This is a genomic window from Acinetobacter zhairuonensis (assembly GCF_022601715.1).
In the GTDB taxonomy this organism is placed as follows: domain Bacteria; phylum Pseudomonadota; class Gammaproteobacteria; order Pseudomonadales; family Moraxellaceae; genus Acinetobacter.
In genome coordinates, this window is record NZ_JAKVIM010000001.1 from 172,896 (window position 1) to 196,894 (window position 23,999).

Here is a 23,999-nt window from a genome sequence, read left to right on the forward strand (position 1 = left end):
GTTTTTGCTGAATTTGCTCGAATATATCATTACTTGCGTTTTAAGCCCAGTCGAACACGTTTCTTTTTTGCACAAACTTAGACCTTCAGCCTATTGACTTAGATTAAGAGGGTATAAGTTTATGTTGTTGAAGGTATGCAGTCGCATTTTTTTCAGATAATGGCTTAGAAAACAGATAACCTTGGGCGATGTCACATTGTAATGTTTCGAGATAACAAAGCTGTTGTTCAGTTTCGATTCCTTCAGCGACGACAGTCAATCCCATTGCTTTCCCCATGGCGACCATGGCACTAATAATGGCATCTTGTTTACCATCACCAATATTGGCAATAAAAGCTCGATCTATTTTAAGAATATCAATCGGGAACTCGGCAAGATAAGCCAGCGAAGAGTAGCCTGTCCCAAAGTCATCTAAAGCAATATTGATATTGCGCTGTTTAATTTGGTCCAGCAATAGCTTGACGTTTTTTGAGTTCTCAATCAGCGAAGATTCGGTAATTTCCAGCTCTAAACTTTCCCCAGATATTTGATAAGTTTGAATTGCATCATCTAGATCAGAAAGCAGTTGTCCACGTTGCAGTTGCTGTGCAACCACATTGACAGAAACACAAATGTTTTTGAAACCAATGGAGTTCCAGTAACTGATCTGTTCCGCTGTTTTACGAATGACAATGCGTCCAATATCGGAAATGAGGCTAGTTTTTTCCGCCATCGGAATGAAAAGTGCAGGCGGGATAATGCCTTTGCTTGGATGATTCCAACGCACCAATGCCTCGAAACCATAGATATGCTGATCTTTAAAATTGATTTTAGGCTGGTAATAAACGATTAACTCATCATTGCGAATGGCTTGGCGTAAATCCCGTTCCAGATAAATCCCTTGCTCAAGTAATGCAGTATTGTCACTGGAATAATATTTGATGGTATGACCACCTAAGCGCTTCGCTTCAGTTAACGCTTGTTCCGCACAGTTATTTAAGTAGTCGAGTTGTCGACCATGTTCTGGATAGAATGAAATTCCCATGGACACTGTAATAAAATGTTCTTGTCCAAACACATCGAAAGGTTCAGCAAAAGCGTCTTGTATTCGCTCACAATGTTGCTGAATGGAAGGGCGGATATGTGAAATCTCATAGACGATGGCAAAGTCATCACCGTTCAAATGTGCTAGGAACAATGCATCTGTATTGGTGAGACGCAGGCGTTGAGCGACTTGTCTTAAAAGTTCATCTCCGCCATTGTTACTCAAGAATTCATTGAGTGGACGGAAACGGTCAATATTGAGTCGGATGACAGCCAACTGTTGTATCGAATCTTGATGGGATACCAAATATTGATGCAATTGATAGTTGTAGTAAAAACGGTTAGGTAGGTCGGTTAAGGTGTCGTAATTTTCCAGATAAGATAAACGCTGTTCTTGCAGTTTACGTTCGGTTAAGTCAGAAACAATACCAATATAGTTGATAACACGGTTATGTTCATCGTGAATGGCATTAATGTGCAGCCATAAAGTCAACTCTTTGCCAGAACGGAATTTTTCAGTCAGTTCACCGTCATATTCACCAGTACGTTCTAATTGCTCAAGAATGGCATGCTGAACTTGTTGTTGATGAGACTTTTTGTTTGCAGTAATGGCAAAGAGGTGTTGTCCCAAACAATCTTCTTTATGAAAGCCAGTAATTTTTTCATAGAAAGGATTCACATTTACATAATGTAAGTGTTTGTCCAAAATGAAAATGCCTTCAGCTGCTTGTTCTAACACACTGGCTGCCAGTTTTAAACGCTCCTGATCGGTACGTTCACGGTGAATATCACGTTGTATGCCAACCATACGTAGCGGTTTTTTATTATTTGGATCGCGTTCAATTACGCGACCAATATCATGTACCCATGTCCATTCGCCAGTGTTTTGTTGCACACGATAAGTTGCCTCATAACGGTCAGTTTCAGCACGAAGATGTCGTTTGAGCGCAGTCTTGAAGCCAAGTAAATCATCTGGGTGAATGATGTTTTGTAAATGAATACTATGTTCTTTAGAGTGTTTACGCTTTTTCTGTTGTTGGTAATCATTGACAGAGATATGACGTTCTTTAATGTTCCAGTCCCAAGGTTTTAACCCTGCAATTTCATGGGCAAGATCTAAATTTTGTTTCTGATTTTCTAAGTTGAGGTTCATCTGTTCAATATCGAAAGTGCGTTCTTTAATCTTTTGCTCTAAAAGTTGGTTATTCTGTTGGAGCTGTAATTCAATTTCTTTGGACTTGTCCATCTCATTTTTTAATTGTACACATAAGTCTTCAGTCCAAGCCACTTGCTGTTCAGCAGTTTTGATAAGTTGATTATTCCGTAAAAACAAAGAAGACAAGCGCTTATGAATACGGGCAGTGGAATTGGCACAGAGTAAGATAACGATGAGCACAAAGTTAACGGTGAGATGGAAGAGTTGATTAATTTGGTCAGTCAGAATGAATTGAGAGACAAAGTAAGGAATGATGGAAGGAATAAAAATTAAGCAAAAGTAATCCAGACGTTGGGTTAAAAAGGTCAGGGCTAAGGTTTGTGTCACAATCAGCATTAAGGCGGATAAGGTTAATGCATGTACAGGTTCAAAATTGGGGTTGACTTGAGGTAAGTGGTAATAAATTAAGGCGATTCCAATTGCGATTAAACTGCCGACACTAATACAAAGAAACTGTACCCAGCGATGTGCCTGAGAGACTTGATATTGTTCGGATTTAAACCAGAGTGCAGTGACTAACCAAAAAAGACTGACACAACATGTAGTCAGAAAAAACCAAATATTAAAATAAACAGAAAAGTGTGAAAAATTAAACTGATAAACGCAATAAACATATAAAAAAATGATAAGAATACTGGCCAAAAATAATTGGATATGCCTTATGGAATTATGAATTTGCGCAGCATGTAACTGCGGTCTAAGATTCGCATCTAAAAATTCTGGCATAACATTCATAACCTTATTTTTGTTTTGTTCTAGATGTAGTATAGGTTATACGTTCCATTTATTAGCTTAGTCGGTTATAAGATTACAAAATATTGAATCACATTTAGATTAATCAGGTTATTCATAAATATCAATCTAATCCATCTGTAATTTCATCATTTTAGAAAAACTATGGTCTAACATTGTAATTCAAGATAGATAAGGCAACCACAGGTGCAGTTTCGGTACGCAATACACGCTCACCAATGCACCAATTCATAAAGCCAACGTCATTTGCAGCTTGAATTTCAGCCTCACTCAAACCACCTTCAGGTCCAATCAGTAATGCTATGTTCTGACTGGCTTGAGTTAATGGGTCGGTTTCATCTTTATTCGGCGCGAGCACAAGTTTAGTCTCAGGAAGTGCAGACGCAAGCCATTTCTCTAAACTGAGTGGTGCAAGGATTTTTGGCACGATATTCATGCCACATTGTTCACACGCAGCAATCGCAATACCTTGCCAGTGATCTAACTTCTTTTGGTCTCGATCATACTTTAAACGCATTTCGCAACGTTCAGAGGTCAATAGTTGAATTTCTGAGACACCAAGTTCTACTGCTTTTTGAATCGCGTAATCCATACGATCGCCTTTACTCATGACTTGTCCGAGTAGGGTGCGAATTGTAGGAGTTCGATTTGTTGAGGTAAAGGAATTGATTTGAACAGTGGCTGATTTTTTTGAAACTTCAATCAGTTCCGCTTCATATTCACCGCCTTGTCCATTGAACAAGGTAGCTTGATCACCAACTTGAGCGCGAAGTACTTTACACCAATGATGAAAAACGGTTTCAGTCAGTTCAATCTGGGTATCAACCGCTAATTCAGCTTCAATAAAAAAACGTGGCATAAAGTACAACTCGTCAAAGTCAGGATTAAACTAAACCAAGGTCAGTCACAAGCTGACGGGTTGGATCAGTGGTGTTCATGGTGTAGAAGTGCAAACTTGGCGCGCCGCCAGCCAGCAAACGTTCACAAAGTTTCACAACAACTTCATGACCAAAGGCTTTGATACTCGCGGTATCGTCGCCATAAGTTGCCAATTGTTTACGAATCCAACGTGGGATTTCAGCACCCGTACCATCGGCGAAGCGAATCAGATTGCTGGCATTGGTAATTGGCATGATGCCTGGTGCAATTGGAATATTCACACCTTCTTTTTGAATACGCTCTACAAAATAGAAGTAAGCATCTGGATTAAAGAAGAACTGAGTTAAACCTGCATTGGCACCTGCATGGGCTTTGTCGCAGAAACGCTGAATGTCTAAATCAAAGCTTTCTGCTTGCGGATGCATTTCAGGGTAAGCAGCAACTTCAATATGGAAGTGATCACCTGAATGCTCACGGATAAAGCGCACGAGGTCTGTTGCATATGGCAACTCGCCTAAACCGACTTGTCCAGAAGGTAAATCGCCACGTAAAGCGACAATACGGTCAATGCCTTGATCTTTATAGATGTCAAGTAATTCAGCAATGCGCGCTTTGTCATCGCCAATACAAGATAAATGTGGCGCTACAGGGGTGCCTTTACCATTGAATTCAGCAATCGCAGCAAGGGTGCGTTCACGAGTAGAACCACCAGCGCCATAAGTAATTGAGAAGAACTCTGGGTTTAATAACTGAAGTTCTTGGTGTACGACTTTAAGTTTTTCTGCGCCAGCATCAGTTTTGGTTGGGAAAAACTCAAAAGAAATAGGAACTTTTTTGCTCATCATCAAATCCTTTTTTATAAATGCTTTTTCTAATTTTTTAACCTCTCCTAAATCCTCTCTTTCGCTGAGTTTAAAAGCGGTACTTTAAACTCGCTCAGGAGAGGACTTCCCTTGAAATTCATTAAGATAATGAATTTTCCCTCTCCCTAAGGGAGGGGGCTAGGGAGAGGGTATAAAAACTTAGTATTTATAAGCGTCAGATTTGAATGGACCTTCAACAGCTACACCTAAGTAGTCTGCTTGTTCTTGAGTTAATTGAGTCAAGACACCACCAAAACCAGCAACCATTGCCGCAGCAACTTCTTCATCTAATTTCTTAGGAAGCAGTTCTACACGAATCGCTGCTTGTTTTTGATCTTCAGCAAGATCCGCAAATTTTTCAGCGAATAAGTGCATTTGACCAAGGACTTGGTTGGCAAATGAACCATCCATGATACGTGATGGGTGACCTGTCGCATTACCAAGGTTAACCAAACGACCTTCAGAAAGCAGAATGAGGTAATCGCTGTCATTTTCAGAACGATAAACTTGGTGAACTTGTGGTTTCACTTCAACCCATTTGTAACCACGTAAGTAGTTGGTGTCGATTTCAGTGTCGAAGTGACCGATGTTACACACCACTGCACCTGCTTTTAATGAATCAAGCATTGCAGCGTCACATACGTGGTAGTTACCTGTAGTCGTTACGATTAGGTCAGTATTTTGAAGAAGGTCAACATTGATGTCTTCTTTCTTGCCAGTTTGTACGCCGTTTTTGTATGGAGATACAACTTCGTAACCGTCCATGCATGCTTGCATTGCACAGATAGGATCTACTTCAGTAACACGTACAATCATGCCTTCTTGACGAAGTGATTGTGCAGAACCTTTACCTACGTCACCATAACCAATCACAAGCGCACGACGACCAGATAAAAGCATATCTGTACCGCGTTTGATGGCATCATTCAGTGAGTGGCGGCAACCATATTTGTTGTCGTTTTTAGACTTCGTTACAGAGTCATTTACGTTGATTGCAGGAACTTTTAAAGTACCGTCACGAAGCATTTCATACAGACGTTGAACACCTGTCGTTGTTTCTTCAGTTACACCGTGAATTTTTGCAATCACTTCAGGGTATTTTTCATGCACGAGGAGGGTTAAATCACCACCATCATCCAAAATCATGTTGGCATCCCAAGGTGTGCCATTTACATTGATTTGTTGTTCAAGACACCACATGTATTCTTCTTCTGTTTCGCCTTTCCAAGCAAATACAGGTACACCAGAAGCCGCAATTGCAGCAGCAGCATGGTCTTGAGTAGAGAAGATGTTACATGAAGTCCAACGAACTTCTGCGCCCAATTCAACCAATGTTTCAATTAAAACAGCAGTTTGAATGGTCATGTGGATACAGCCAAGGATTTTCGCACCTGCAAGTGGTTTTGCAGCAGCATAGCGCTTACGAAGACCCATTAAAGCTGGCATTTCAGCTTCAGCCAGTTTGATTTCTTTACGGCCGTAATCAGCTAGAGTGATGTCAGCAACTTTGTAATCTGTAAATGAAGCATTAACCGCGTTCATTACGATCTCCTTATAAAAACAAAAATTGATCATTATGTTCGCGGATGCCGTTGTTGATTAGAACGAGCGTCTAACCGAATCGTCGAGCCTAGCGATCTTACATTTATGTACCTGTAAGAAAGTCGCAGCATCCCTCGACTGCGGGCTATTGTACTTGGAAATTGATTTTGTTCCAATCTGTAATTGGTTAATATCTGGCTGAAAGGAATGTGCTGGAAATTACTTAATTGGAATCATAGTTTTAGTTATAAAAGCTATTTGGGTTGAAAATGCTAGATGACGCGAAATAATCTTAAAATCATAATTATTCAGTTGAGATATCTCTTTAACTTTCGTTTGTAAAAGCTTTGACAGATTACGATTAATCCTTGAGTTTAAATCTATAAGCATTATCATCCGCCCATTACATCTTGAGATCAAACCTATGGCTTTAGAGATTCCTGATTCGTTACTGAATCTAGAAGCAAACTGTGGCGTGTTTGCGGTTTGGATGTTGTTGCAACATCATGGCGTGCATGTCAACATCAATGAACTGATCAAGTTATGCCGACATGATCATCAAGATGGCACGTTTACCATTGCTTTAGCGGTTGCCTTAAAGAAGATTGGATTTAAGGTTGCTTTCCATACAGACTCAGATCCGAATATTGACCGTACCGAAAGACAAAGTTATAGCGAGGCGAAAGCATTGCGTATCCCGATTGAGCCTGCGTTGAGCTATGCCCAAATTCAGTCCCAAATTAAGCAGGGGAAAATGGTGATTGTGTACTACGATACACTGGATGAAGTAGGTAATCAGTCCTTGGTGTATTCAATTGATGATCAGGAAATCTGTTTCTTCGATAATTTTGAGCCGATGTCTGCACAGATATTTGAGCAACAACGTAAAGCCGAAGGCATTTGCCGACAAGCGATTGTGATTGATGATCGTGATGCTCAAATCCAGTCGACCATGTTGAATTAATTTAAGTGCTGTATTAAGGCTTGATGAGTTTATTAAGTTAAGTCATTAAGCCTTAATACTTGTTTGAACGTATCGTTAGTTCAAACAAGCCAATAATCGAAAGTTAAAGTTTTACCATTGATCGATTTCTGATTCCCATTCTTCAAATAATGCATTGACCCAAGTGTTTTTACCATTGTTGATGCGATAACTTTTTAGCTCTTTGAACTGACCATTTTCAATGAGGTAATAAACCAACTCACATTGTTGCTGATTGCCTGTACGGGTTCCTGTACCAATCAATAAGCGACTATCAAGTTTGTATTTTATCTGTCTAGGTGAAAATCCAAATTGTTCAGAATAGCAGTCTCGGAATGCATCGGGTAAATATGCAGTTGTTCCTGTTTGAGCATCATAAAGTAAGCCCGCGACACAACCGCCACCGCAGCCATATAATTCAATACCATAATGCCCTGCAAAATTGACAGGCTGTTGCGAAAGTTCAGTCATTAAGGTTTTATATAGTTTGGTTTTATTATTCAGCACAACCGTATGGTTTTCACCTGTATAAACTGGAGCAGGATAATCCTGAAAAGTCGGTTGAGCGAACACTATACTTGAGCTCAGTAGGGTCGAGAGGGCGAGAAATACTTGTCTGAATGGCATCGAAGTCCCCTAAAATTGTCTAATCTTAAATAAATTCAATATAGTATAAAAAGATCTATCAAAAAAATCAGAATACCGTGAAAGGATGAGAAATGAATCAATGGCAATGGCCCGGTTTTTGGGTAAGCATGGTGATTGTGACAAGTGCACATGCCAATGACAGTACTGGCTTTGTTGGAACTGGCGGGGTTGAGTATGTACATAACCCCAATATTTCAATGCAAAGCGAAGACTTATTTATTAGTAAAAAACAGATTCGGGTGGATTATAAATTTAAGAATCTCACTGCTCGTGACATTACCGAAACGATTTTGTTTCCTTTACCTCGCGTCGGCAGTTCTAGAGAAAGCGATTTTGCAGATACTGAAGGCTTAATCCAAAGCTTTCAGGTTCGACAAAATGGTCAGTTACTCAAACCTGCTGCGCATGTGCGTGCTTTTTTACCTGATCCAGATGCTGCGTCAGATGCAACAGCAGAATATCCTGTCATCGATGTCACGACGGCGTTGAAAGCATGCGGTTTATCGGATCAAGAACTTATGTTGCCGTGGACACAGAATCAAGATATTCACAAAATCAGTGCCAAGATGATGCAGTGTAATAACCCGAAAGTACAAACTTTATTGAGATCGTATGATCGAGGTGCTGAAATCTATTGGGAGGCGCAAGTGGTGTATAGCTGGCAGCAGACCTTTAACGCCAATACCATTACCCATATCCAACATCAGTATAGGCCTTTAATCGGCGGTTCCGTTGCCCTGTATCCCGCTGAAGATGAAAAAACCTATTGTATGGATCCATCCTTTAAAGCGGGTTTACGCAAGGCACAGGCACAACACGCACCATATAGTGCACTAAGTTATATCCTGACCACAGGGGCGAATTGGGCTAAACCGATTGCAGATTTTAAGCTGACAGTTGAACGTGATGCCGGGGAATTGGTGTCTTTTTGTTGGGATGGCAAAGTACAAAAAATTAGTCCAACTCGCTTTCAAATGTTGAAAAAGAATTTCCTGCCAAAACAGGATTTGAATATTATTTTTGTGAAGAAGCAATTTCGAGTTGAATAAAAAAAGCCCATGCTGTACATGGGCTTGAAATGCATTGAGCTTAGCTGAATTGTTGTGCCTTGAGTGACCATTCATCTGCTTTGGCTTCATCGACGTCGACGCCCAGACCATGTTCATAGATACACGCCAAATCACGCATGGCTTGTACTTCACCCAACTCTGCGGCTTGTTCTACCAAAGTAACTGACTTGGCGACATCTTTTTCTACGATATTGCCGCGGCGGTAAAATCCCGCTAATTCTAAAATCGCTGCGGGATGATTCAAGGCACTGGCCTGTTTTAGCCAGTGATAGGCATGTTCAAAATAAGTGTTGGCTTCGGTCGGATCTTCTTCAAGCAGTTCTTTGGCATATACCACGTAGCCTTCACCTAGCCAGTACATGGCTTCCACATGACCATTGCCCGCAGCCTTGAGTGCCCATTCTTCGGCACGTTCAATATCCTGCTCATCTTCACTTTCCATGTAGAGATTGGCTAATTCAAACTGAGCTTCGGCATTACCTGCACTTGCTCGATTAATCAGTTCCGCAGAAATAGAGGGAAGATGAGACATAATAATTCCAATTTACAACCAATAAAAAAGCCAATCTGAAGATTGGCCGGGAGATTATAACTGAAAATACGAGATTATTCTGTAGCTTTATACCAGAAGAAATCCAATTGAGACTGCTGCCAGTCCGATCAGTAGGTAGGCGAGTACTTTTATTTTATTTGGGTAGTAACTCAGCATCAGTCCAATCAGCAGGGCTGCAAAAGTCAAGACGCCAATCCAATAGCTGAGCATAGTACTGATTTTACCTGCAAGCAGACAAATCACGAGGCTAACTGGCAACAGTATCCAGCCAAGTGAAGAAGCAGCATAGGTCTGAGCTAGGCTAAGCTCGCGATTAAAAATCTGCTTTTGGTGTTTAGACATAGCACTTGCTAAAGCGATGAATGCCAAACTGGAGATTGACCCAATCAAGAGAAAAAAGCTCATAGACTGATCTCCTGTGGTTTTTGCGACACTTTCTTTGGTTTTGTGACCACGCCTTTATGCTGCTTAACTTTGCGATAAGCCAGATAAAAAATTCCAGCCAATACCCAAGTCATTAAATCGAAACTGGCAATCATCCATTGACCATTGGCAATACTTTGCCACAGTGGTTGTCCACCTGTAACAAGATTCAGAACGGATAAGCCTGCATATACAAGGCTGCTGAAGAACAGCAGTTCGAGCCATGCTTGACGATGGTTACGGAACATTGCATAGAGGAGGCTGAATAGCCATGCCATCAAGAAACTGCGAATTTCCCATTCGGCACGCGCTTCTAACTGCAAAGGTAATAGGCGATTGGCGTAGAAATATGCTGCACATGCTAGAGGTAAGCCAATGATGGCGGCAATATTGGTGACTTCGACTAAGCGATAGCCAAACGATTTATAGCCTTGCTTTTGTTGTTGTGGCGCACGTTTTACACACCACAAAATCAGCCCTGTCGCAACCATCAACGATCCCAAAATGCCAGAACCAAAGAGTAACCAGCGTAAGCTGAGGTCTAAGCCACGTGCTTCGTGTAATACGGTCACCACATTGTAAATCCCCATTGGAACTGAAGTTTGGTAAGCAGTTTGAGGATTTGTGGTATTTGTTCCAGTGACTCCATTAAATTGAAAGCTAGGCATGACATTACGGGCAATTACGCTTTCAGCATATAGTGCTTTAATTTCTACTGTTGCATTTGTGGTGTTGGGTGCAATGATTTGGATTGAACCTATCGGATTGCTTTGCCATTGTGCTGCGGCATAACTCAACATGGGGGTGAGATCTGCCAGTGCAGCTATTGGGTTTGTCTTCTCATGGTGCTCATGTTCTCCATCACCTTGCTTTTCGCGTCCAGACGAGTGTTCACCTGATCGTACTTGAGTACGTTGTGGATCAGATGGGCTTGATGCAGTACGAGGATGTTGCTGTATTCCTGCATTTTGTTCGGAAAGCTCTGGAGAGCGTGCTTCAGATTGAGGTTTAGTTGGCAGAGCATTGGTCTGTGGGCGTAAATCACGAAGGAATTCTTGCCGATCTGAATAGACCCGATTAACTCCCCAAGGCATTAGCATGAACATTAACAGGAGCAAACCGCTAAAGGTGATCATGATATGAAAAGGCAGGGCAAAGACGGCTGTGGCATTGTGAGCATCGAGCCAAGAGCGTTGTCCCTTACCTGAACGGAAGGTAAAAAAGTCTTTAAAGATTTTTTTATGGGTAATCACGCCACTAATTATTGCAACCAACATCAGCATGGTGGCAAACCCGACCAACCAGCGCGTCCACAGTCGTGGTAATCCATACAATTCAAAATGGAAGCGATATAAAAAGCTTCCACCACGGGTATCGCGCGCAGTTAACACTTCACCCGTTTTGCTGTCCAGACTGATTCGTTCACCACCGCGCCGTGCATGCGGGTCTTCGCCTTGTTTACGGATAATCAGTTCAGTGGTGGTTTGGCGTGAGTTGGGTAATAGCATCATCCAACTTGCCGCATCGGGATGATGTTGCTGTAGAAAATTGAGGGCGATTTGGGTTTGTTGAATCTGCGAGTTATTGGCTACCGATTGATGTAACTCGGGTTTCATCCATACCGTAATTTCATTCTGGAAAAAACTTAGCGTGCCTGTCACAAAAATCGCATACAGCAGCCAGCCTAAAATCAGACTTGCCCATGTATGCAACCAAGACATCGATTGGCGTGGACCTTCGGTTTTATGATCTACACGCATATCAAGCCCCTAAGTACAGCGTCATTGCCCATAAAAGCAAGCAGGGTAGGACAATACCGAGCGTGGCTTTTAAGGTCTTATGCACCATGAACACCCAAATAAAAGCAGCACAATGAATGCTAAACGCCAGCAAAGTTGCACTCATGACAGCGGCTGCACGATATTCACTGAAGGCTTGTGCGACGACCATTGCCGTGAGTGAAGCCAACACATAGCCACCAACAATCGCAAGCAAGAAACGATAGAACACCATAAAGCGATATTTGAGTAATGTAAGGTCTGAATGCTGGAGTTTTTTCGGTTTTCTAACCGTCAGAGGTGCTGTAAGCGAGTTTGCTGGATTAGGATTATTCATGGCAAAGGTTGAAGTTGGCTATGTAATTTAATGTTAATGTAAATGATAACAATTATTATTAATAATTAAAACTATTAATCAAGGATATGTAGGCTGGATATTGATAGTTGCTTTCAGGGGAAGGTGTTAAACAGGGATAAAAAAATTTAAAGATAAGGTGTTTCGAGATGACGTCATCCCTTGTGAATCAGTCATCAACTCCATCAAAATGGGGTTAAATACATGCCATTTGCAATAGGAATTAGATATGCTGAAAATAATTTATTATGTACCAGACAGCCATCTAGAACAGACTAAACAAGCTATTTTTGCAGCTGGAGCTGGGGGCATTGGCAATTATGAACATTGTGCATGGCAGGTTTTAGGCACAGGTCAGTTCAAGCCTGTACAAGGGGCAAATCCATTTATTGGTCAGCTGGACAGTTTAGAGCAAGTGCCTGAGTGGCGCGTGGAAACCATTGTTTCAGAAACTCAGGCTAAGGCAGTGGCTCAGGCGCTTAAAGCAAGTCATCCTTATGAAGAGCCAGCATTTGAGTTTATACAAATCTTGGATATAGAATTTTAAAAGCTTAGCTGTAGATCTAAGTTAGAAGTTGTACACGAGGTTCTAACTCACTTCGTCTGGCATGGCGATTGAAATATATTTTCAGCTTATTCAGATTCGACCTACTTTTCTTTCGGTAAAAGTAGGAAAACCATTGTCATCAGTCAAACTCGGCAGAAATGATCATGTGATGCAGTGGATCGCAGCAACTATACGAAACATATTGATCTTAGCTCCGACAGTTGCTGATGACGTTAACGTGTATCGGACTTTTGCGATGCATTTAATTGAGCGTGAAATTAAACTTTTTCAATAAACAGTTCGCGATCAAAACGGTACTGTGGGAAAAACACACCATCTTTTGCACGTTCACCTGCGCCAATCACCATGACGGGATATTGCTGATCATTCAGCTTTAAGATTTTTCGAACCAACGGCTCATCGAAACCTTCCATCATACAGCTGTCAAACCCATAAGCACGTAAGGCTAAAACCAGATTTTCACAGGCAAGCGCTGTGGTTTTGGTGGCCCATAATTTGGCATCAGCAGGGTTAAATGCCGTCACAGGCAGTTGTTTGTCAAAAGTCCGCACCAATTTAAACGCCACTTTTTTGACATTTCCCAAGGTGTTGAAGTAACCAGTTTTATAATTGTAGGGAATCACCCGATAATATTTTTGAACTGCGGGTGGTGTTTCAGGAAATGGAAATTCGCTGATGTTGCGTTTTGCCATATCATCCAAACGGTCCGTTCGTGCAATACAGACAATCAGTTCAGCCGCGGTTTTTGCCGCCAACTGGTTTAAACAGGCTTTGACCAATTGTTTTTTCTTGGCTGGACTTTGAACCAGATAAAACGTCCACGGTTGTAAATTAGAAGAGTTTGGTGCGAGTAGTGCCAAATCTAAACAAGCATCTAAAATTTCACTTGGAATGGCTCGATCGGTAAATTTTCTGACTGAACGACGGCTTTCGATGACCTTACGAAAATTGACCACATCAATATCTTGTGGGGCTGGTTCGTAATAGCGTGGTTTGCCTGATTCATCAGAAATGAACTGGGGTTGATCTGTATTTGTCATAGGATTTATAAAGTGAGAAGCGTTGTTTTCAGAACATAACGTGCCAGGTTTAACTGTTGTTGTATTTGGGTGAGTCAAAACAAAAGGGGCAAACTGCCCCTTTAGATACTCAATTAGTTAAATTGAGAAAAATCAGGTTTACGCTTTTGCATAAAGGCAGCCACGGCTTCCATCATTTCTGGTGAGCCAACACGATCCATGAAAATTTCAGCTTCGTGATCAATCCAAGCTACAATTTCATTTACATTGTGCTTCATCAGGCTTTTAGATTGCACTAAAGACGCAAGAGGTAAAGCAGACAATTGTGCTGCTTTTTGGGCAGCTGTCGCATACACATCGTCTTCAATACTGTTCACAAGGTTTGCAGAAACAGCAGTTGCACTATCAAATTTTTGCGCAGTAAGTAGTAATTCTGCTGCTTTTAGATAGCCAGCTTGCTCAACCAATAATTTGCTTGAAGCACCTTCAGGCGATAAACCAAGGCTCACAAATGGAATTTGAAAGAGTGCAGTATTGTCGCTATAAACTAAATCGCAATGTAAAAGTATCGTCACCCCAATCCCGATCGCCACACCGCGCACCGCAGCAATTAAGGGTTTAGAAAACTTTGCGGCAGATTTAAGTAGAATAAATGGAGGACCTTCAGATGCAGGAGCTTGACCTTTTTGAGCGGCATATTTCATAAAGTCTTGCATGTCATTGCCGGCAGTGAAATCTGCATCTTCACCACGTAAAATGACTACACGAACCTCTTTAGATTGGTCTGCTTCATCAAGGGCTTGGGCAATCCATAAATACAATTCACCATACAGTGCATTTTTCGCTTTTGGACGGTTAATGGCTAAAGTCAGAATACCATTGTCTAAATTTGCATTTAAATGTTCATGTGGTTGTTGAATACAACTGAGCGTCATCGTACTATCCTTGCTTTAAAATTTAATTAAAATTTATGTGCCATTATGTCGTATCTTTTGAAAAAACGGTGCAACTGATGAGTTCATAAAAATTCATTTCCTATGAAACATACATTTGATTATCTGGTTTTTATTGGTCGTTTTCAGCCGTTTCACTTGGCACATATGCGTACCATACAAATAGCACTGGAACTGAGTGACTTTGTGATTTTGGCATTGGGTTCTGCGCAAATGGAACGCAATATTAAGAATCCATTTACCGCCCAAGAGCGCGAACAGATGATTTTATCGAATTTTTCTGAGGAAGATGCAGCGCGTATTCGCTTTGTGCACGTGATTGACGTTTATAACGATAAAAAATGGGTCAATTTGGTCAAAACCTTAGTGGCTGATGTGGTCCAATCTGAACATAAAGTGGGCTTGATTGGGCATTTTAAAGATGAATCTTCTTACTATTTAGAACTATTTCCAGAATGGGAAATGGTGGAAATTGATAGTTTAGAAGATGCAATGTCTGCGACACCAATGCGTGAAGCCTTTTATCGTGGTGAAATTTGGGAAGATAAGTTTCCGCAGGGCACAATTGAGTTTTTACAAAAGTTCAAGCAAAGCGCGATTTATCAACAATTACAACACAAATACCAGACCCAAGATAAAAGCAATCTTGAGTAAAATAAGGTTCATCTCCTCGGTTGAGGAATGGACATGAGTGCCAGCATTATAACTTTTCAAATACCGCATATACCCAAAGCTTGGTGGGTGTTTTGCTGTGTCATGATCATGCCTATACAGATGACTCAAGCAGATTTATGGCATCTTACTCCTGATTCAGAAGTTGGCTTTCATATTGATTCTTTTGGGGTGACTTTAGTCAAAGGTCAATTTGAACAGGTGCAGTCGACCATGCAGTTTGATCTGCAACAACCTGAACGTGCCAATGCTCAAGTGGTGCTGGATATCAACAGTATCAGCATCAATAAGCCTTCCTTAAAAGCAATGGTTTTGGGTCCAGATTTGTTTTATGCAGAAAAATATAAAACTGCAATTTTTAAAAGTACTCAATTTAAAATGCTTGGTAATCATTATTATCAAATTCAAGGCAATTTAACCTTGCGGGGTGTTACGCGTCCTATCACTTTCGATGCCAAATTAACACCAGATTCAAATCAACCCGACCTGTTAAACGTGGAAGCTTATACTGTGATTCGTCGTAGTGATTTTGGCATGAAACAAACCTTAGGCGGGATTGGAGAAAAAGTGAAGATTCAGGTAATTGGGCAATGGAAAAACAGTGAATAAACAAAATGTATTTAATTAAGCATATTTGGGGTTTTCTCGGTTAGAAGTTGTGTTAACTGTTGAAGTTGTGCGGATTGTTGTTTCCAGTGATGCCAATATAGAGGCAAGTCGATGCTTAAATCTTCTGAAACTTCGATCAGTTCACCTGTCTGCAAAAATTGATTTGCCTGATAGTCTGGAAGCCAGCTATATCCTAGCCCCATGACGGTTGCATCAACAAATGCTGTTGAACAGGGGATAAAAAAATGTGGATACTGGGTTGGATTGAGTCCAAATTTTTGTTGGATAAAGCCTGTATGCATGAAATCTTTTTCATTGTAAATCAGGGCGGGAGCAAGCCGTAAAGTTTCTCTGCTAACACCCTGTTTAAACCATTGCTGTTGGAACTGAGGTGTTGCAACTAAGCGATAATGCATGTTGCCTAAATAGGCAGCGATACAGCCTTTCATGGGCTTAGGTTCAGTGGTCAAGCAGGCATTCACCAGTCCAGCTTCAAGTAAGTGATGTGTATGTGACTGATCATCAACCTGAAATTGCAGCACAATTTTGTTTTCAATCAGGTTTTGCTTGAGTAAAGGCAATAACCAAGTGGCAAGTGAGTCAGCGTTGGTGGCAATATTAATTTGATAAAATGCAGATTCAGCGGATTTACCCGTTAAATTTTGCATTAAATTTTGTTCAAGCAATCGACTGTGTTGTAAATAGTGTAATAACGATAAGCCTGCCTGAGTAGCACGACAGGGTCGTTCCCGCACAACCAGTAAATGACCTAAAGATTTTTCCAGACTTTGCACACGCATGGTGACTGCCGAAGCGGTGATGCATAAGCGTTCGGCTGCCAAGTCAAAACTGCCTGTTTCAGCGACAGCCAAGAAGGCATCACATTGTTTACTATTCAGCATGATGGGGTTTAGTCCACACAATAAGTCATGGCTATAATCTAAGATAAATTGAGTTAAATTGATATTTTTTTAGTTTTATTTAGTTTGATAAAAAATCCTTGATAATGCGATGGAGCAATAATCACAGTGGAAAAGTCATGCTACAAACGTATTTACAAGGAATCGCCATTGGAATGAGTCTGATCGTGGCGATTGGGGCGCAAAATGCTTTTGTTTTAAAACAGGGCTTGAAACAACAATCCGTATTTTGGGTCTGCTTCGTTTGTGCATTGTCTGATTCAATTTTAATTTTGTTAGGCATCACGGGCTTTTCTGTGGTGTTGCAGCATTATCCAGAAGTTCTGGGCATGGCGAAGTGGGCGGGGGCGTTATTCTTATTTTGGTATGGCTTGCAACATTTACTTGCAGCATTCAAATCGAATCAGGCATTACAAGCAGCACAACAGAATGAAACTAAATTGGGACAAATCCTGTTGGTCTGTTTGGCTTTAACTTGGCTAAACCCGCATGTATATTTGGATACTGTGGTGTTAATTGGTTCTATTTCAACTCAATTTGAACAGAGCAAACTTTATTTTGCTTTAGGCGCCATAACGGCATCATGGTTGTTCTTTTTTAGTCTGGGTTACGGGGCACGACTGCTAACCCCAATTTTTGAAAATCCTAAGGCATGGAAAGTTTTGGATGGTTTAATTGCTTTGATTATGTGGAGTATTGCATTGTCATTAATTGTGGATGCATAAGAACAAAAGCCACTGACTCTGATTATTTCTCAGGTACTCAGTGGCTTTATATTGCTTAAGCTTGTAAAGCCTTTAAATCGGCAAGCACTTGTTCAGCATGACCAGCCGCTTTGACTTTACGATATTCTTTGATGAGTTTGCCTTGATGGAAAATGAAAGTTGAGCGTTCAATCCCCATGACTTGTTTGCCATACATATTTTTTTCTTTAATCACATCAAAGTGTTTACACAGCACTTCTTCTTTATCACTGATCAGGTCAATTGTGAGGGATTGTTTGGCTGTGAAGTTTTGATGTGCTTTGACCGAGTCACGAGAAACACCAAAAATGGTGGTGTTTAAGTCATTAAATTGGTCTTTTAAACAAGAAAAGCTAACAGCCTGAGTGGTACAGCCAGGGGTTGAATCCTTTGGATAGAAATACACAATCAGCCATTCAGTTGGGACTTCAGTTAAGTTGACTTCACCCGTGGTCGTTGGGAAGATTTGATTCGGAAGTTGAATTGTATCCGTCATGGTTTATCCTTCAATCTGGTGTTGTTCTAGTTCAAGCGGTAAAAAGGCGTAGTTCTCGTGATAGAGAATATCACCTTTTATAATATTCAGGGCATGTTGGAAAATGGGACCATCAATTACAGTGGTATGAAATTCTCCTGCTTCTCCGCAAGGATCAATGCCTCTGGCTACAAGTTCTTGAATATAGTCTGGTGTTAGGATTTGTCCTAAATCTTCAACTTTCATTCCTAGGTTGAGATTGACTGTGACAATGATGCTTTGAAATCCAAGCGCGATAAATTCCTGCACAATTTCTAGACGTGGACGTTGCCAAAGGGGCATGCATAAACTGAGTTGACTTTTATTACATACAGATTGATTCCATTCTGCATGTGCCATTAAATCAATATCACCCGTTACCAGAGTTTCTGCACCTAAAGCTTGGGCTTTTTGCAGCAGTTGAATGAAGTGGTTTTCATAGTCTTGCCATGTTGCCGAAGCAGTAAAGATCGGCAGTCCTATTGCATGCGCCTGCGCATGAATGATGTCGAGTGACATACCATGTGAGCGTGACTTTAAGCCTTGTTCTTCCAGCATCACAATGAGCGCGACAGCCTCTCCCATCTGCATGGCTTGGTAGAGGGCAAGGCTACTGTCTTTACCACCACTATAAGAGGCGACAAATTTTTGACCTTGAGCATTGGTATTCCATTCAACAAGCATAATTCAGTTCTATCAATTTTGAGCCATAGAAAAAGCCTGCATTAAGCAGGCTTCATTCACGTTTCGCGAATTATTTTTTCGGTTGAGCGTTTTTCATTGCTTCTTCAGTTAAAGACTTTAATTTAGTGGTTAACTGAGGACCGAAGCACGCTTGTAAGTCTTTGTTTTGCTTTTGAACAAAAGCAAGTGTACTAGGACTTTTCTTCTGGTTAATTGCGCTTTGGATTTCCCATTTTTGAGCATTGGTTAGCTTACCATCTGCTTCAACAGCACAAGTACAGTATTTACTTACTTCAGCACTTGATAACTTATTACCTTTGGCTGTTTCTTCTTTACAAACATTAATTAATGCAGCTTTTACATTGGTGCTTTTATAAGCTTCTTGTAGTTTGTTCGATTCCGCAGCATGTGATGCAGTTGCGAATAATGCAGCCGCTGAAACCAATGTAGAAAGAATAATGTTTGATTTTAAATTTTTCATAAACTGTACCCTGTAATTACGGTATGTAACGTGTTGGGTCTGCTACACCTGCATCTTCAAAGCCTTGTTTGCGTAAGCGGCAGCTGTCGCATTTACCACAAGCACGTCCTTGGTCATCTGCTTGGTAGCAAGACACCGTTTGACTATAGTCTACGTCATGTTCAATACCTAAGCGAATGATATTTGCTTTGGATAAATGTAACAGAGGTGTTTCAAATTTAAGAGGTTTTCCTTCAACACCGACTTTGGTTGCCAAGCGTGCCATGTTGGCAAAAGCTTCAATATATTCTGGACGACAGTCAGGATAGCCTGAATAATCAACGGCATTGACACCAATGACAATCGCTTCAGCCCCAAAAACTTCTGCTGCAGCTAAAGCATACGACAAGAAAATGGTGTTACGTGCTGGAACATAAGTTACAGGAATACCATCTTGAAGTTGTTCTGGTACATCAATACTGTGGTCTGTTAAGGCAGAACCACCTAAGTTACTTAAATCAATATTAATAATACGATGTTCAACACCAGCACGTTGTGTTAACGCTTTTGCAGCATCAAGTTCTGTGGTAGAGCGTTGACCATACATGAAGCTAATCGCCATGCATTCGTAACGTGCTTGTGCCCAAGCTAAACAAGTAGTTGAGTCTAAGCCGCCAGATAACAAGACTATGGCACGAGTGCGCATATGAAAATCTCCTAAATATCTAAAAGCAATTAACGACCAGTTTCATCGTTCCACAACATTTTATGCAGTTGTAGTTGGAAACGAACAGGGAGATGGTCTTCTAAAATCCATTGCGCTAAGTCACGCGCAAGTTGCGGTAGGCGTACAGCACCTTTTTCTACAGCAAAAGCAGGGGAGAACCAAACGGTACTGACTTTGTCCTGTAGTTGATACTGTGCAACCTGTTGTTTTGACCATTCATAGTCTTCACGGTTACAGATCACGAATTTAATCTGATCATGCTGAGTTAAATGATCGAGGTTGGACATTAAATTACGTTGTTCTTCACCTGAAGTTGGGGTTTTCAGGTCTAAAACTTTGGAAACGCGTGGGTCTACTTTAGAAACATCTAAAGCACCACTGGTTTCTAATGACACCTCACAGCCCAAATCGGCAAGACGGTTCATTAAAGGTAATGCATTGGGTTGAGCCAGTGGCTCGCCACCTGTGACACACACATAAGGTGTTTTAAAGTCCAGTGTGGTTTGAATAATCTGTTCGAGCGATTGGCGCTCGCCACCTTCAAATGAATAAGTGGTATCACAATATGTACAACGCAGCGGGCAGCCTGTTAATCGGATAAACACCGTTGGCAGTCCTGCTGTATTTGCTTCACCTTGTAATGAATAGAAAATCTCCGTGATGCGTAAGCCCGCAGCCGGATCAGAAACAGGAATAGCCGAAGATCGGAGAGTATTCATAGCACAAGATAACCACATGATAGAAAAATAAAAATCTCTACGATCATGTCTGACCGTAGAGACCGAAAAGCATTTTGAGAAATTAGTCTTCGCGTAATAATTCGTTCAAGCTCGTTTTAGCACGAGTTTTCGCATCAACTTTTTTCACAATAATTGCAGCATATAAGCTGTAAGTACCGCATTTAGAAGGAAGGCTACCAGAAACTACTACAGAACCTGCTGGTACGCGTCCGTAATGGATTTCGCCAGTTTCACGGTCATAAATCTTAGTCGATTGACCAATGAATACGCCCATTGAAATCACAGAACCTTCTTCAACAATCACGCCTTCAACGATTTCAGAACGTGCACCGATGAAGCAGTTGTCTTCAATAATGGTTGGATTCGCTTGTAAAGGCTCGAGTACACCACCGATACCTACGCCACCAGACAAGTGTACGTTTTTACCAATTTGTGCACATGAACCTACAGTTGCCCATGTATCAACCATTGTGCCTTCATCTACATAAGCACCAATGTTGACATAAGATGGCATTAACACCACATTTTTTGCTTGGAAGCTGCCTTTACGTGCAACTGCTGGCGGTACAACACGTACGCCCGCAGCTTTGAACTGTTCTTCAGTCCAACCAGAGAATTTAGTGTCAACTTTGTCGTAAAAACGAAGATCACAAGACTCAATTGGTTTGTTATCGTTTAATTTGAACGATAACAACACTGCTTTTTTAAGCCATTGGTTTACTACCCATTCGCCGTCGATTTTTTCAGCAACACGTAATGAACCATTATCTAAACCAGCAAGCGCTTGTTCAACAGCGTCGCGAATTTCAGCTGGGCAGTCCGCAGCAGTGAAATTGGCACGGTCTTCAAAGGCTTGTTCGATAATTGTCGAAAGCTGAGACATGATCTTCCTTCCAAAAAAAATTTTGAAGATTTTACACTATATTTGCTCAAAAATAGATGAAAAATCGTCTTAAGATCGGAATTTATAATTGAGACAGTTCTGTAAAAAACTATGTTAACTTGTATAGGTTGTTAAACAGATTATTATTTGCAAACGAAATTTACTGAAATATGTATCAAAAGTTAACACAAACCAAGCAAATCGTTCATAAAAAGTACCGATGTTCTGGTCTAGCATGAGTTCATCAAAACAACTTCACGATTAAAAAGTTTAATCTTCTGAGGAGACCAGCAATGAAAAAATTAAGTCTAATTGCGATTGCAACAACAATGACCGCTTTTGCAGGAACAGCAATGGCAGAAGAACCCGTGATCAACGATGGTCGTGTTTCAAATCAGCTCATGCCAACTTCAGTTCGTGCCGAGGCAGGGACCACAGGTTATGGTGGTGCAGTGACTTGGACTGCCAACCCATACGTCGGTGTAACCCTTGGTTATAATGGTGGTGATGTATCTTGGTCTGATGATTTGTCTGTTGATGGCGTTAAATACGACATGGACATGAAAAATAACTTGACCTATTTAAACGCCGAAGTACGCCCATGGGGTACGAGTTCAAACATGTGGGCGAACTCGCTTTACATGGCAGCAGGTGTAGGTTATGTCGATAGCGAATACACATTAAAATCCAAAGCAGGTAGTGGAAATATTGAAATTGATGGCACTCAAACCAGCTTTGACTCAGTAACAGGTAAAGTCAGCTATAACAATGATATTGCCCCATACTTGGGTCTAGGTTTTGCACCTAAAATCAATGACAAGTTTGGTGTGTTTGGTGAAGTCGGTGCCTATTACACTGGTAACCCACAAGCCAAAATGACAGGTGTTGGTGGTACAGTCACGGATCAGGAATTGCTGGCTGAACATGAACGTAATGTTGAAAATGATGACAAATACGAGTGGATGCCAGTGGCAAAACTGGGTGTAAGCTATCACTTCTAAGCGGTATCTTTCAGATAAAAAACGGGCTAAATGCCCGTTTTTTAATGCCGAAATACAACCTTAACTAAAAGTGATGTCCAATTTTTCCACCAAACACCCACGCATCATTTTGATTGACTGCATATAAAGTCGCAATTTTGCTTTCTGCCTCAGCATCCTGTACGGTTTTGGCTTTGTTAAAGCGTAAATACTGTGTTCCAAAAGCAAAGAACGATTGTGGTTGCCAATAGTAAAGTGCACCTAGACCAAGTCCGTAGAAACCATCGACTGGGCTTAAGGTCGAAGCGATATTGCCATTGCCTGAATCCCAGTTCACATCAAGGGTTGAAACCCAGCGTGGGCTGATTTGATGTGCAATGCCAATTTTTCCAGACCATTGATCTTTTTGATATTGAATCATTTTGTAGGAATGCATTTCAGGGGCATATTGTGCCGCACTTGCAATGATGGCGGCAAACTGCGTCGGCTGAATAACGTAGTCGCTCCAATTGACCCAACGCAGTGAAGCATAAAGCAGATTGTTTTGTGAAAGTCCTGTTTGGAAATCCAGATTGATCGAAGTCGGCGTTTCAATCGTTGTTTTATCCGCCGTGGTAAAGTTGATAGGGTGGTTCTGAATATATTCATTTACATGAACTTGATGCTTGATTGCGGAACGATAGGTCAGGCTAGTGCGTAATGCATATTCGGGTATTTGGTAGCTAAAACCAGTTAGCCAACCGAAAGCGTAATCTTGCTCAAATTCGGCACGATACCCGTTCAGGAAAGAAAAGCTTTGTCCAAAGACTTGCAGATCACCTTCAAAGCTTTGCAGTGCTAGTCCAGCGTATATTTGCCATGCGGGATTGAGCTGATAACCGACAAGACTGGTGATGTTGTGGCTGTCAAAATCGATTTCTGTGGCTTCAATCTCAATTGGTCCAATCACGGTATTGGGGTGGTAATGGTATTGAATATCGATACCAAAGGGTTGGTCAAAGATGAGTCCTACGGAAACTTTTGGATGAGGCTGAAATTTTAAAGCTGCCTGTACAAAATCACGATCTTCTACAAAGTTTCCCGTAGAAAAGTCGGCGACCCCAATTTCAGCTAATTCAGCTTGGTTTTGGACTTGACCTGAGATATCTGCATTTAAATGAGCAACGGTTAATTCGGCATAATTGCCTGATTCATAAAAGGACCAGATGGACTGACCTGATAGGTCCATGCCACCCGCCTGCAATGTGGGGGGAATAAAGATAACCATTGAGGTAAAGGTTCGAATCACCCACATATTGAAATACCTTGAATTATTATTAAATGAAGCTTTGTTTTTTTGTGTGCAAGCGGTTTTATTGTGGTGAATTATATAAGGTGATGCAAGAGGTTTAGATTTTACATTTTTGGATTACTTATTATTGTTGTAAGTACTGTACTTAAAG

26 protein-coding genes are annotated in these 23,999 nt (G+C 41.1%); 7 read left to right on the plus strand and 19 right to left on the minus strand.

Annotated features, from left to right (window positions below; all coding sequences use genetic code 11):
* Window positions 1-103 precede the first annotated feature (103 nt).
* The 4 genes from MKI85_RS00835 to ahcY form a co-directional block, all read right to left on the minus strand.
* Window positions 104-2,965 carry an EAL domain-containing protein gene (locus MKI85_RS00835; RefSeq protein WP_241624066.1) on the minus strand — a complete coding sequence of 954 codons (2,862 nt, stop codon included), beginning with the start codon at window positions 2,963-2,965 and terminating at the stop codon, window positions 104-106.
* A 169-nt stretch (window positions 2,966-3,134) separates the two neighbouring features.
* Window positions 3,135-3,851 (minus strand): 16S rRNA (uracil(1498)-N(3))-methyltransferase, encoded by a 717-nt coding sequence (locus MKI85_RS00840; RefSeq protein ID WP_241624068.1) that lies wholly within the window; start codon window positions 3,849-3,851, stop codon window positions 3,135-3,137.
* A gap of 25 nt (window positions 3,852-3,876) precedes the next feature.
* Window positions 3,877-4,713: a methylenetetrahydrofolate reductase [NAD(P)H] gene (gene metF / locus MKI85_RS00845; protein ID WP_241624069.1), complete on the minus strand. Its 837-nt coding sequence runs from the start codon at window positions 4,711-4,713 to the stop codon at window positions 3,877-3,879.
* A gap of 180 nt (window positions 4,714-4,893) precedes the next feature.
* Complete coding sequence (gene ahcY / locus MKI85_RS00850) at window positions 4,894-6,276, minus strand: adenosylhomocysteinase (protein ID WP_241624072.1); 1,383 nt, start codon at window positions 6,274-6,276, stop codon at window positions 4,894-4,896.
* Window positions 6,277-6,700: 424 nt separating this feature from the next.
* Here ahcY and MKI85_RS00855 point away from each other — a divergent pair, with 424 nt between their 5' ends.
* Complete coding sequence (locus tag MKI85_RS00855) at window positions 6,701-7,240, plus strand: cysteine peptidase family C39 domain-containing protein (protein ID WP_241624073.1); 540 nt, start codon at window positions 6,701-6,703, stop codon at window positions 7,238-7,240.
* A gap of 111 nt (window positions 7,241-7,351) precedes the next feature.
* On the opposite strand, the gene MKI85_RS00860 is transcribed toward MKI85_RS00855, so the two are convergent.
* Window positions 7,352-7,885, minus strand: a complete 534-nt coding sequence (locus tag MKI85_RS00860) for a hypothetical protein (protein ID WP_241624075.1) — start codon at window positions 7,883-7,885, stop codon at window positions 7,352-7,354.
* 92 nt (window positions 7,886-7,977) lie between these two features.
* Here MKI85_RS00860 and MKI85_RS00865 point away from each other — a divergent pair, with 92 nt between their 5' ends.
* A complete protein-coding gene (locus MKI85_RS00865; RefSeq protein WP_241624077.1) occupies window positions 7,978-8,955 on the plus strand; it encodes a DUF4424 family protein in 978 nt (325 codons plus the stop codon).
* A gap of 40 nt (window positions 8,956-8,995) precedes the next feature.
* On the opposite strand, the gene MKI85_RS00870 is transcribed toward MKI85_RS00865, so the two are convergent.
* The 4 genes from MKI85_RS00870 to MKI85_RS00885 all read right to left on the minus strand — a co-directional run bounded on the left by MKI85_RS00870 (window position 8,996) and on the right by MKI85_RS00885 (window position 12,067).
* The gene (locus MKI85_RS00870; RefSeq protein WP_241624079.1) at window positions 8,996-9,508 is read right to left on the minus strand and encodes a tetratricopeptide repeat protein; all 513 of its coding nucleotides are present in this window, start codon (window positions 9,506-9,508) and stop codon (window positions 8,996-8,998) included.
* 87 nt (window positions 9,509-9,595) lie between these two features.
* Complete coding sequence (locus MKI85_RS00875; RefSeq protein ID WP_241624081.1) at window positions 9,596-9,934, minus strand: DUF3325 domain-containing protein; 339 nt, start codon at window positions 9,932-9,934, stop codon at window positions 9,596-9,598.
* Window positions 9,931-11,712: a PepSY-associated TM helix domain-containing protein gene (locus MKI85_RS00880; protein ID WP_241624084.1), complete on the minus strand. Its 1,782-nt coding sequence runs from the start codon at window positions 11,710-11,712 to the stop codon at window positions 9,931-9,933. The genes MKI85_RS00875 and MKI85_RS00880 overlap by 4 nt, the downstream gene beginning before the upstream one ends.
* A gap of 1 nt (window position 11,713) precedes the next feature.
* Entirely contained in the window at window positions 11,714-12,067 is a 354-nt protein-coding gene (locus MKI85_RS00885) for a hypothetical protein (RefSeq protein WP_241624085.1), read from the minus strand.
* 247 nt (window positions 12,068-12,314) lie between these two features.
* Here MKI85_RS00885 and MKI85_RS00890 point away from each other — a divergent pair, with 247 nt between their 5' ends.
* Entirely contained in the window at window positions 12,315-12,632 is a 318-nt protein-coding gene (locus tag MKI85_RS00890; protein WP_241624088.1) for a Nif3-like dinuclear metal center hexameric protein, read from the plus strand.
* Window positions 12,633-12,910: 278 nt separating this feature from the next.
* Here the strand turns inward: MKI85_RS00890 and MKI85_RS00895 are convergent, their stop codons facing one another.
* Together MKI85_RS00895 and MKI85_RS00900 are read right to left on the minus strand one after the other, a co-directional pair.
* Window positions 12,911-13,693: a nitroreductase family protein gene (locus MKI85_RS00895; RefSeq protein ID WP_241624090.1), complete on the minus strand. Its 783-nt coding sequence runs from the start codon at window positions 13,691-13,693 to the stop codon at window positions 12,911-12,913.
* 113 nt (window positions 13,694-13,806) lie between these two features.
* Window positions 13,807-14,607: an enoyl-CoA hydratase-related protein gene (locus MKI85_RS00900; RefSeq protein WP_241624091.1), complete on the minus strand. Its 801-nt coding sequence runs from the start codon at window positions 14,605-14,607 to the stop codon at window positions 13,807-13,809.
* A gap of 102 nt (window positions 14,608-14,709) precedes the next feature.
* On the opposite strand from MKI85_RS00900, the gene MKI85_RS00905 reads away from it, so the two are divergent.
* Together MKI85_RS00905 and MKI85_RS00910 are read left to right on the plus strand one after the other, a co-directional pair.
* Entirely contained in the window at window positions 14,710-15,279 is a 570-nt protein-coding gene (locus MKI85_RS00905) for a nicotinate-nicotinamide nucleotide adenylyltransferase (protein ID WP_241624093.1), read from the plus strand.
* A gap of 33 nt (window positions 15,280-15,312) precedes the next feature.
* Window positions 15,313-15,906 carry a YceI family protein gene (locus MKI85_RS00910; protein WP_241624095.1) on the plus strand — a complete coding sequence of 198 codons (594 nt, stop codon included), beginning with the start codon at window positions 15,313-15,315 and terminating at the stop codon, window positions 15,904-15,906.
* Window positions 15,907-15,917: 11 nt separating this feature from the next.
* On the opposite strand, the gene MKI85_RS00915 is transcribed toward MKI85_RS00910, so the two are convergent.
* On the minus strand, window positions 15,918-16,808 hold the full coding sequence (locus MKI85_RS00915; protein WP_241624096.1) for a LysR family transcriptional regulator ArgP: 891 nt from the start codon (window positions 16,806-16,808) through the stop codon (window positions 15,918-15,920).
* A gap of 137 nt (window positions 16,809-16,945) precedes the next feature.
* On the opposite strand from MKI85_RS00915, the gene MKI85_RS00920 reads away from it, so the two are divergent.
* A complete protein-coding gene (locus tag MKI85_RS00920) occupies window positions 16,946-17,551 on the plus strand; it encodes a LysE/ArgO family amino acid transporter (protein ID WP_241624099.1) in 606 nt (201 codons plus the stop codon).
* Window positions 17,552-17,606: 55 nt separating this feature from the next.
* Here MKI85_RS00920 and MKI85_RS00925 read toward each other — a convergent pair whose 3' ends face one another.
* The 6 genes from MKI85_RS00925 to dapD all read right to left on the minus strand — a co-directional run bounded on the left by MKI85_RS00925 (window position 17,607) and on the right by dapD (window position 21,577).
* A complete protein-coding gene (locus MKI85_RS00925) occupies window positions 17,607-18,065 on the minus strand; it encodes a peroxiredoxin (protein WP_241624100.1) in 459 nt (152 codons plus the stop codon).
* Between the two features lie 3 nt (window positions 18,066-18,068).
* Window positions 18,069-18,767, minus strand: coding sequence for a Dph6-related ATP pyrophosphatase (locus MKI85_RS00930; RefSeq protein WP_241624101.1), 699 nt, complete (start codon window positions 18,765-18,767; stop codon window positions 18,069-18,071).
* Window positions 18,768-18,837: 70 nt separating this feature from the next.
* Window positions 18,838-19,248, minus strand: coding sequence for a hypothetical protein (locus MKI85_RS00935; RefSeq protein ID WP_241624103.1), 411 nt, complete (start codon window positions 19,246-19,248; stop codon window positions 18,838-18,840).
* Window positions 19,249-19,264: 16 nt separating this feature from the next.
* Window positions 19,265-19,933 (minus strand): 7-cyano-7-deazaguanine synthase QueC, encoded by a 669-nt coding sequence (gene queC / locus MKI85_RS00940; RefSeq protein WP_241624105.1) that lies wholly within the window; start codon window positions 19,931-19,933, stop codon window positions 19,265-19,267.
* A 29-nt stretch (window positions 19,934-19,962) separates the two neighbouring features.
* Entirely contained in the window at window positions 19,963-20,673 is a 711-nt protein-coding gene (queE, locus tag MKI85_RS00945; RefSeq protein ID WP_241624107.1) for a 7-carboxy-7-deazaguanine synthase QueE, read from the minus strand.
* Window positions 20,674-20,755: 82 nt separating this feature from the next.
* The gene (dapD, locus tag MKI85_RS00950; RefSeq protein ID WP_241624109.1) at window positions 20,756-21,577 is read right to left on the minus strand and encodes a 2,3,4,5-tetrahydropyridine-2,6-dicarboxylate N-succinyltransferase; all 822 of its coding nucleotides are present in this window, start codon (window positions 21,575-21,577) and stop codon (window positions 20,756-20,758) included.
* Window positions 21,578-21,870: 293 nt separating this feature from the next.
* Here dapD and carO point away from each other — a divergent pair, with 293 nt between their 5' ends.
* Window positions 21,871-22,578 (plus strand): ornithine uptake porin CarO, encoded by a 708-nt coding sequence (gene carO / locus MKI85_RS00955; protein ID WP_241624112.1) that lies wholly within the window; start codon window positions 21,871-21,873, stop codon window positions 22,576-22,578.
* Between the two features lie 64 nt (window positions 22,579-22,642).
* Here the strand turns inward: carO and MKI85_RS00960 are convergent, their stop codons facing one another.
* Window positions 22,643-23,851: an OmpP1/FadL family transporter gene (locus MKI85_RS00960; RefSeq protein ID WP_241624114.1), complete on the minus strand. Its 1,209-nt coding sequence runs from the start codon at window positions 23,849-23,851 to the stop codon at window positions 22,643-22,645.
* Window positions 23,852-23,999 lie beyond the last annotated feature (148 nt).

Bases quoted from the DNA above. Each gene is read 5' to 3' on its own strand.
- MKI85_RS00835 (WP_241624066.1), bottom strand. From the start codon at position 2,965: ATGCCAGAATTTTTAGATGCGAATCTTAGACCGCAGTTACATGCTGCG.
- MKI85_RS00840 (WP_241624068.1), bottom strand. From the start codon at position 3,851: ATGCCACGTTTTTTTATTGAAGCTGAATTAGCGGTTGATACCCAGATT.
- metF (WP_241624069.1), bottom strand. From the start codon at position 4,713: ATGAGCAAAAAAGTTCCTATTTCTTTTGAGTTTTTCCCAACCAAAACT.
- ahcY (WP_241624072.1), bottom strand. From the start codon at position 6,276: ATGAACGCGGTTAATGCTTCATTTACAGATTACAAAGTTGCTGACATC.
- MKI85_RS00855 (WP_241624073.1), top strand. From the start codon at position 6,701: ATGGCTTTAGAGATTCCTGATTCGTTACTGAATCTAGAAGCAAACTGT.
- MKI85_RS00860 (WP_241624075.1), bottom strand. From the start codon at position 7,885: ATGCCATTCAGACAAGTATTTCTCGCCCTCTCGACCCTACTGAGCTCA.
- MKI85_RS00865 (WP_241624077.1), top strand. From the start codon at position 7,978: ATGAATCAATGGCAATGGCCCGGTTTTTGGGTAAGCATGGTGATTGTG.
- MKI85_RS00870 (WP_241624079.1), bottom strand. From the start codon at position 9,508: ATGTCTCATCTTCCCTCTATTTCTGCGGAACTGATTAATCGAGCAAGT.
- MKI85_RS00875 (WP_241624081.1), bottom strand. From the start codon at position 9,934: ATGAGCTTTTTTCTCTTGATTGGGTCAATCTCCAGTTTGGCATTCATC.
- MKI85_RS00880 (WP_241624084.1), bottom strand. From the start codon at position 11,712: ATGCGTGTAGATCATAAAACCGAAGGTCCACGCCAATCGATGTCTTGG.
- MKI85_RS00885 (WP_241624085.1), bottom strand. From the start codon at position 12,067: ATGAATAATCCTAATCCAGCAAACTCGCTTACAGCACCTCTGACGGTT.
- MKI85_RS00890 (WP_241624088.1), top strand. From the start codon at position 12,315: ATGCTGAAAATAATTTATTATGTACCAGACAGCCATCTAGAACAGACT.
- MKI85_RS00895 (WP_241624090.1), bottom strand. From the start codon at position 13,693: ATGACAAATACAGATCAACCCCAGTTCATTTCTGATGAATCAGGCAAA.
- MKI85_RS00900 (WP_241624091.1), bottom strand. From the start codon at position 14,607: ATGACGCTCAGTTGTATTCAACAACCACATGAACATTTAAATGCAAAT.
- MKI85_RS00905 (WP_241624093.1), top strand. From the start codon at position 14,710: ATGAAACATACATTTGATTATCTGGTTTTTATTGGTCGTTTTCAGCCG.
- MKI85_RS00910 (WP_241624095.1), top strand. From the start codon at position 15,313: ATGAGTGCCAGCATTATAACTTTTCAAATACCGCATATACCCAAAGCT.
- MKI85_RS00915 (WP_241624096.1), bottom strand. From the start codon at position 16,808: ATGCTGAATAGTAAACAATGTGATGCCTTCTTGGCTGTCGCTGAAACA.
- MKI85_RS00920 (WP_241624099.1), top strand. From the start codon at position 16,946: ATGCTACAAACGTATTTACAAGGAATCGCCATTGGAATGAGTCTGATC.
- MKI85_RS00925 (WP_241624100.1), bottom strand. From the start codon at position 18,065: ATGACGGATACAATTCAACTTCCGAATCAAATCTTCCCAACGACCACG.
- MKI85_RS00930 (WP_241624101.1), bottom strand. From the start codon at position 18,767: ATGCTTGTTGAATGGAATACCAATGCTCAAGGTCAAAAATTTGTCGCC.
- MKI85_RS00935 (WP_241624103.1), bottom strand. From the start codon at position 19,248: ATGAAAAATTTAAAATCAAACATTATTCTTTCTACATTGGTTTCAGCG.
- queC (WP_241624105.1), bottom strand. From the start codon at position 19,933: ATGCGCACTCGTGCCATAGTCTTGTTATCTGGCGGCTTAGACTCAACT.
- queE (WP_241624107.1), bottom strand. From the start codon at position 20,673: ATGAATACTCTCCGATCTTCGGCTATTCCTGTTTCTGATCCGGCTGCG.
- dapD (WP_241624109.1), bottom strand. From the start codon at position 21,577: ATGTCTCAGCTTTCGACAATTATCGAACAAGCCTTTGAAGACCGTGCC.
- carO (WP_241624112.1), top strand. From the start codon at position 21,871: ATGAAAAAATTAAGTCTAATTGCGATTGCAACAACAATGACCGCTTTT.
- MKI85_RS00960 (WP_241624114.1), bottom strand. From the start codon at position 23,851: ATGTGGGTGATTCGAACCTTTACCTCAATGGTTATCTTTATTCCCCCC.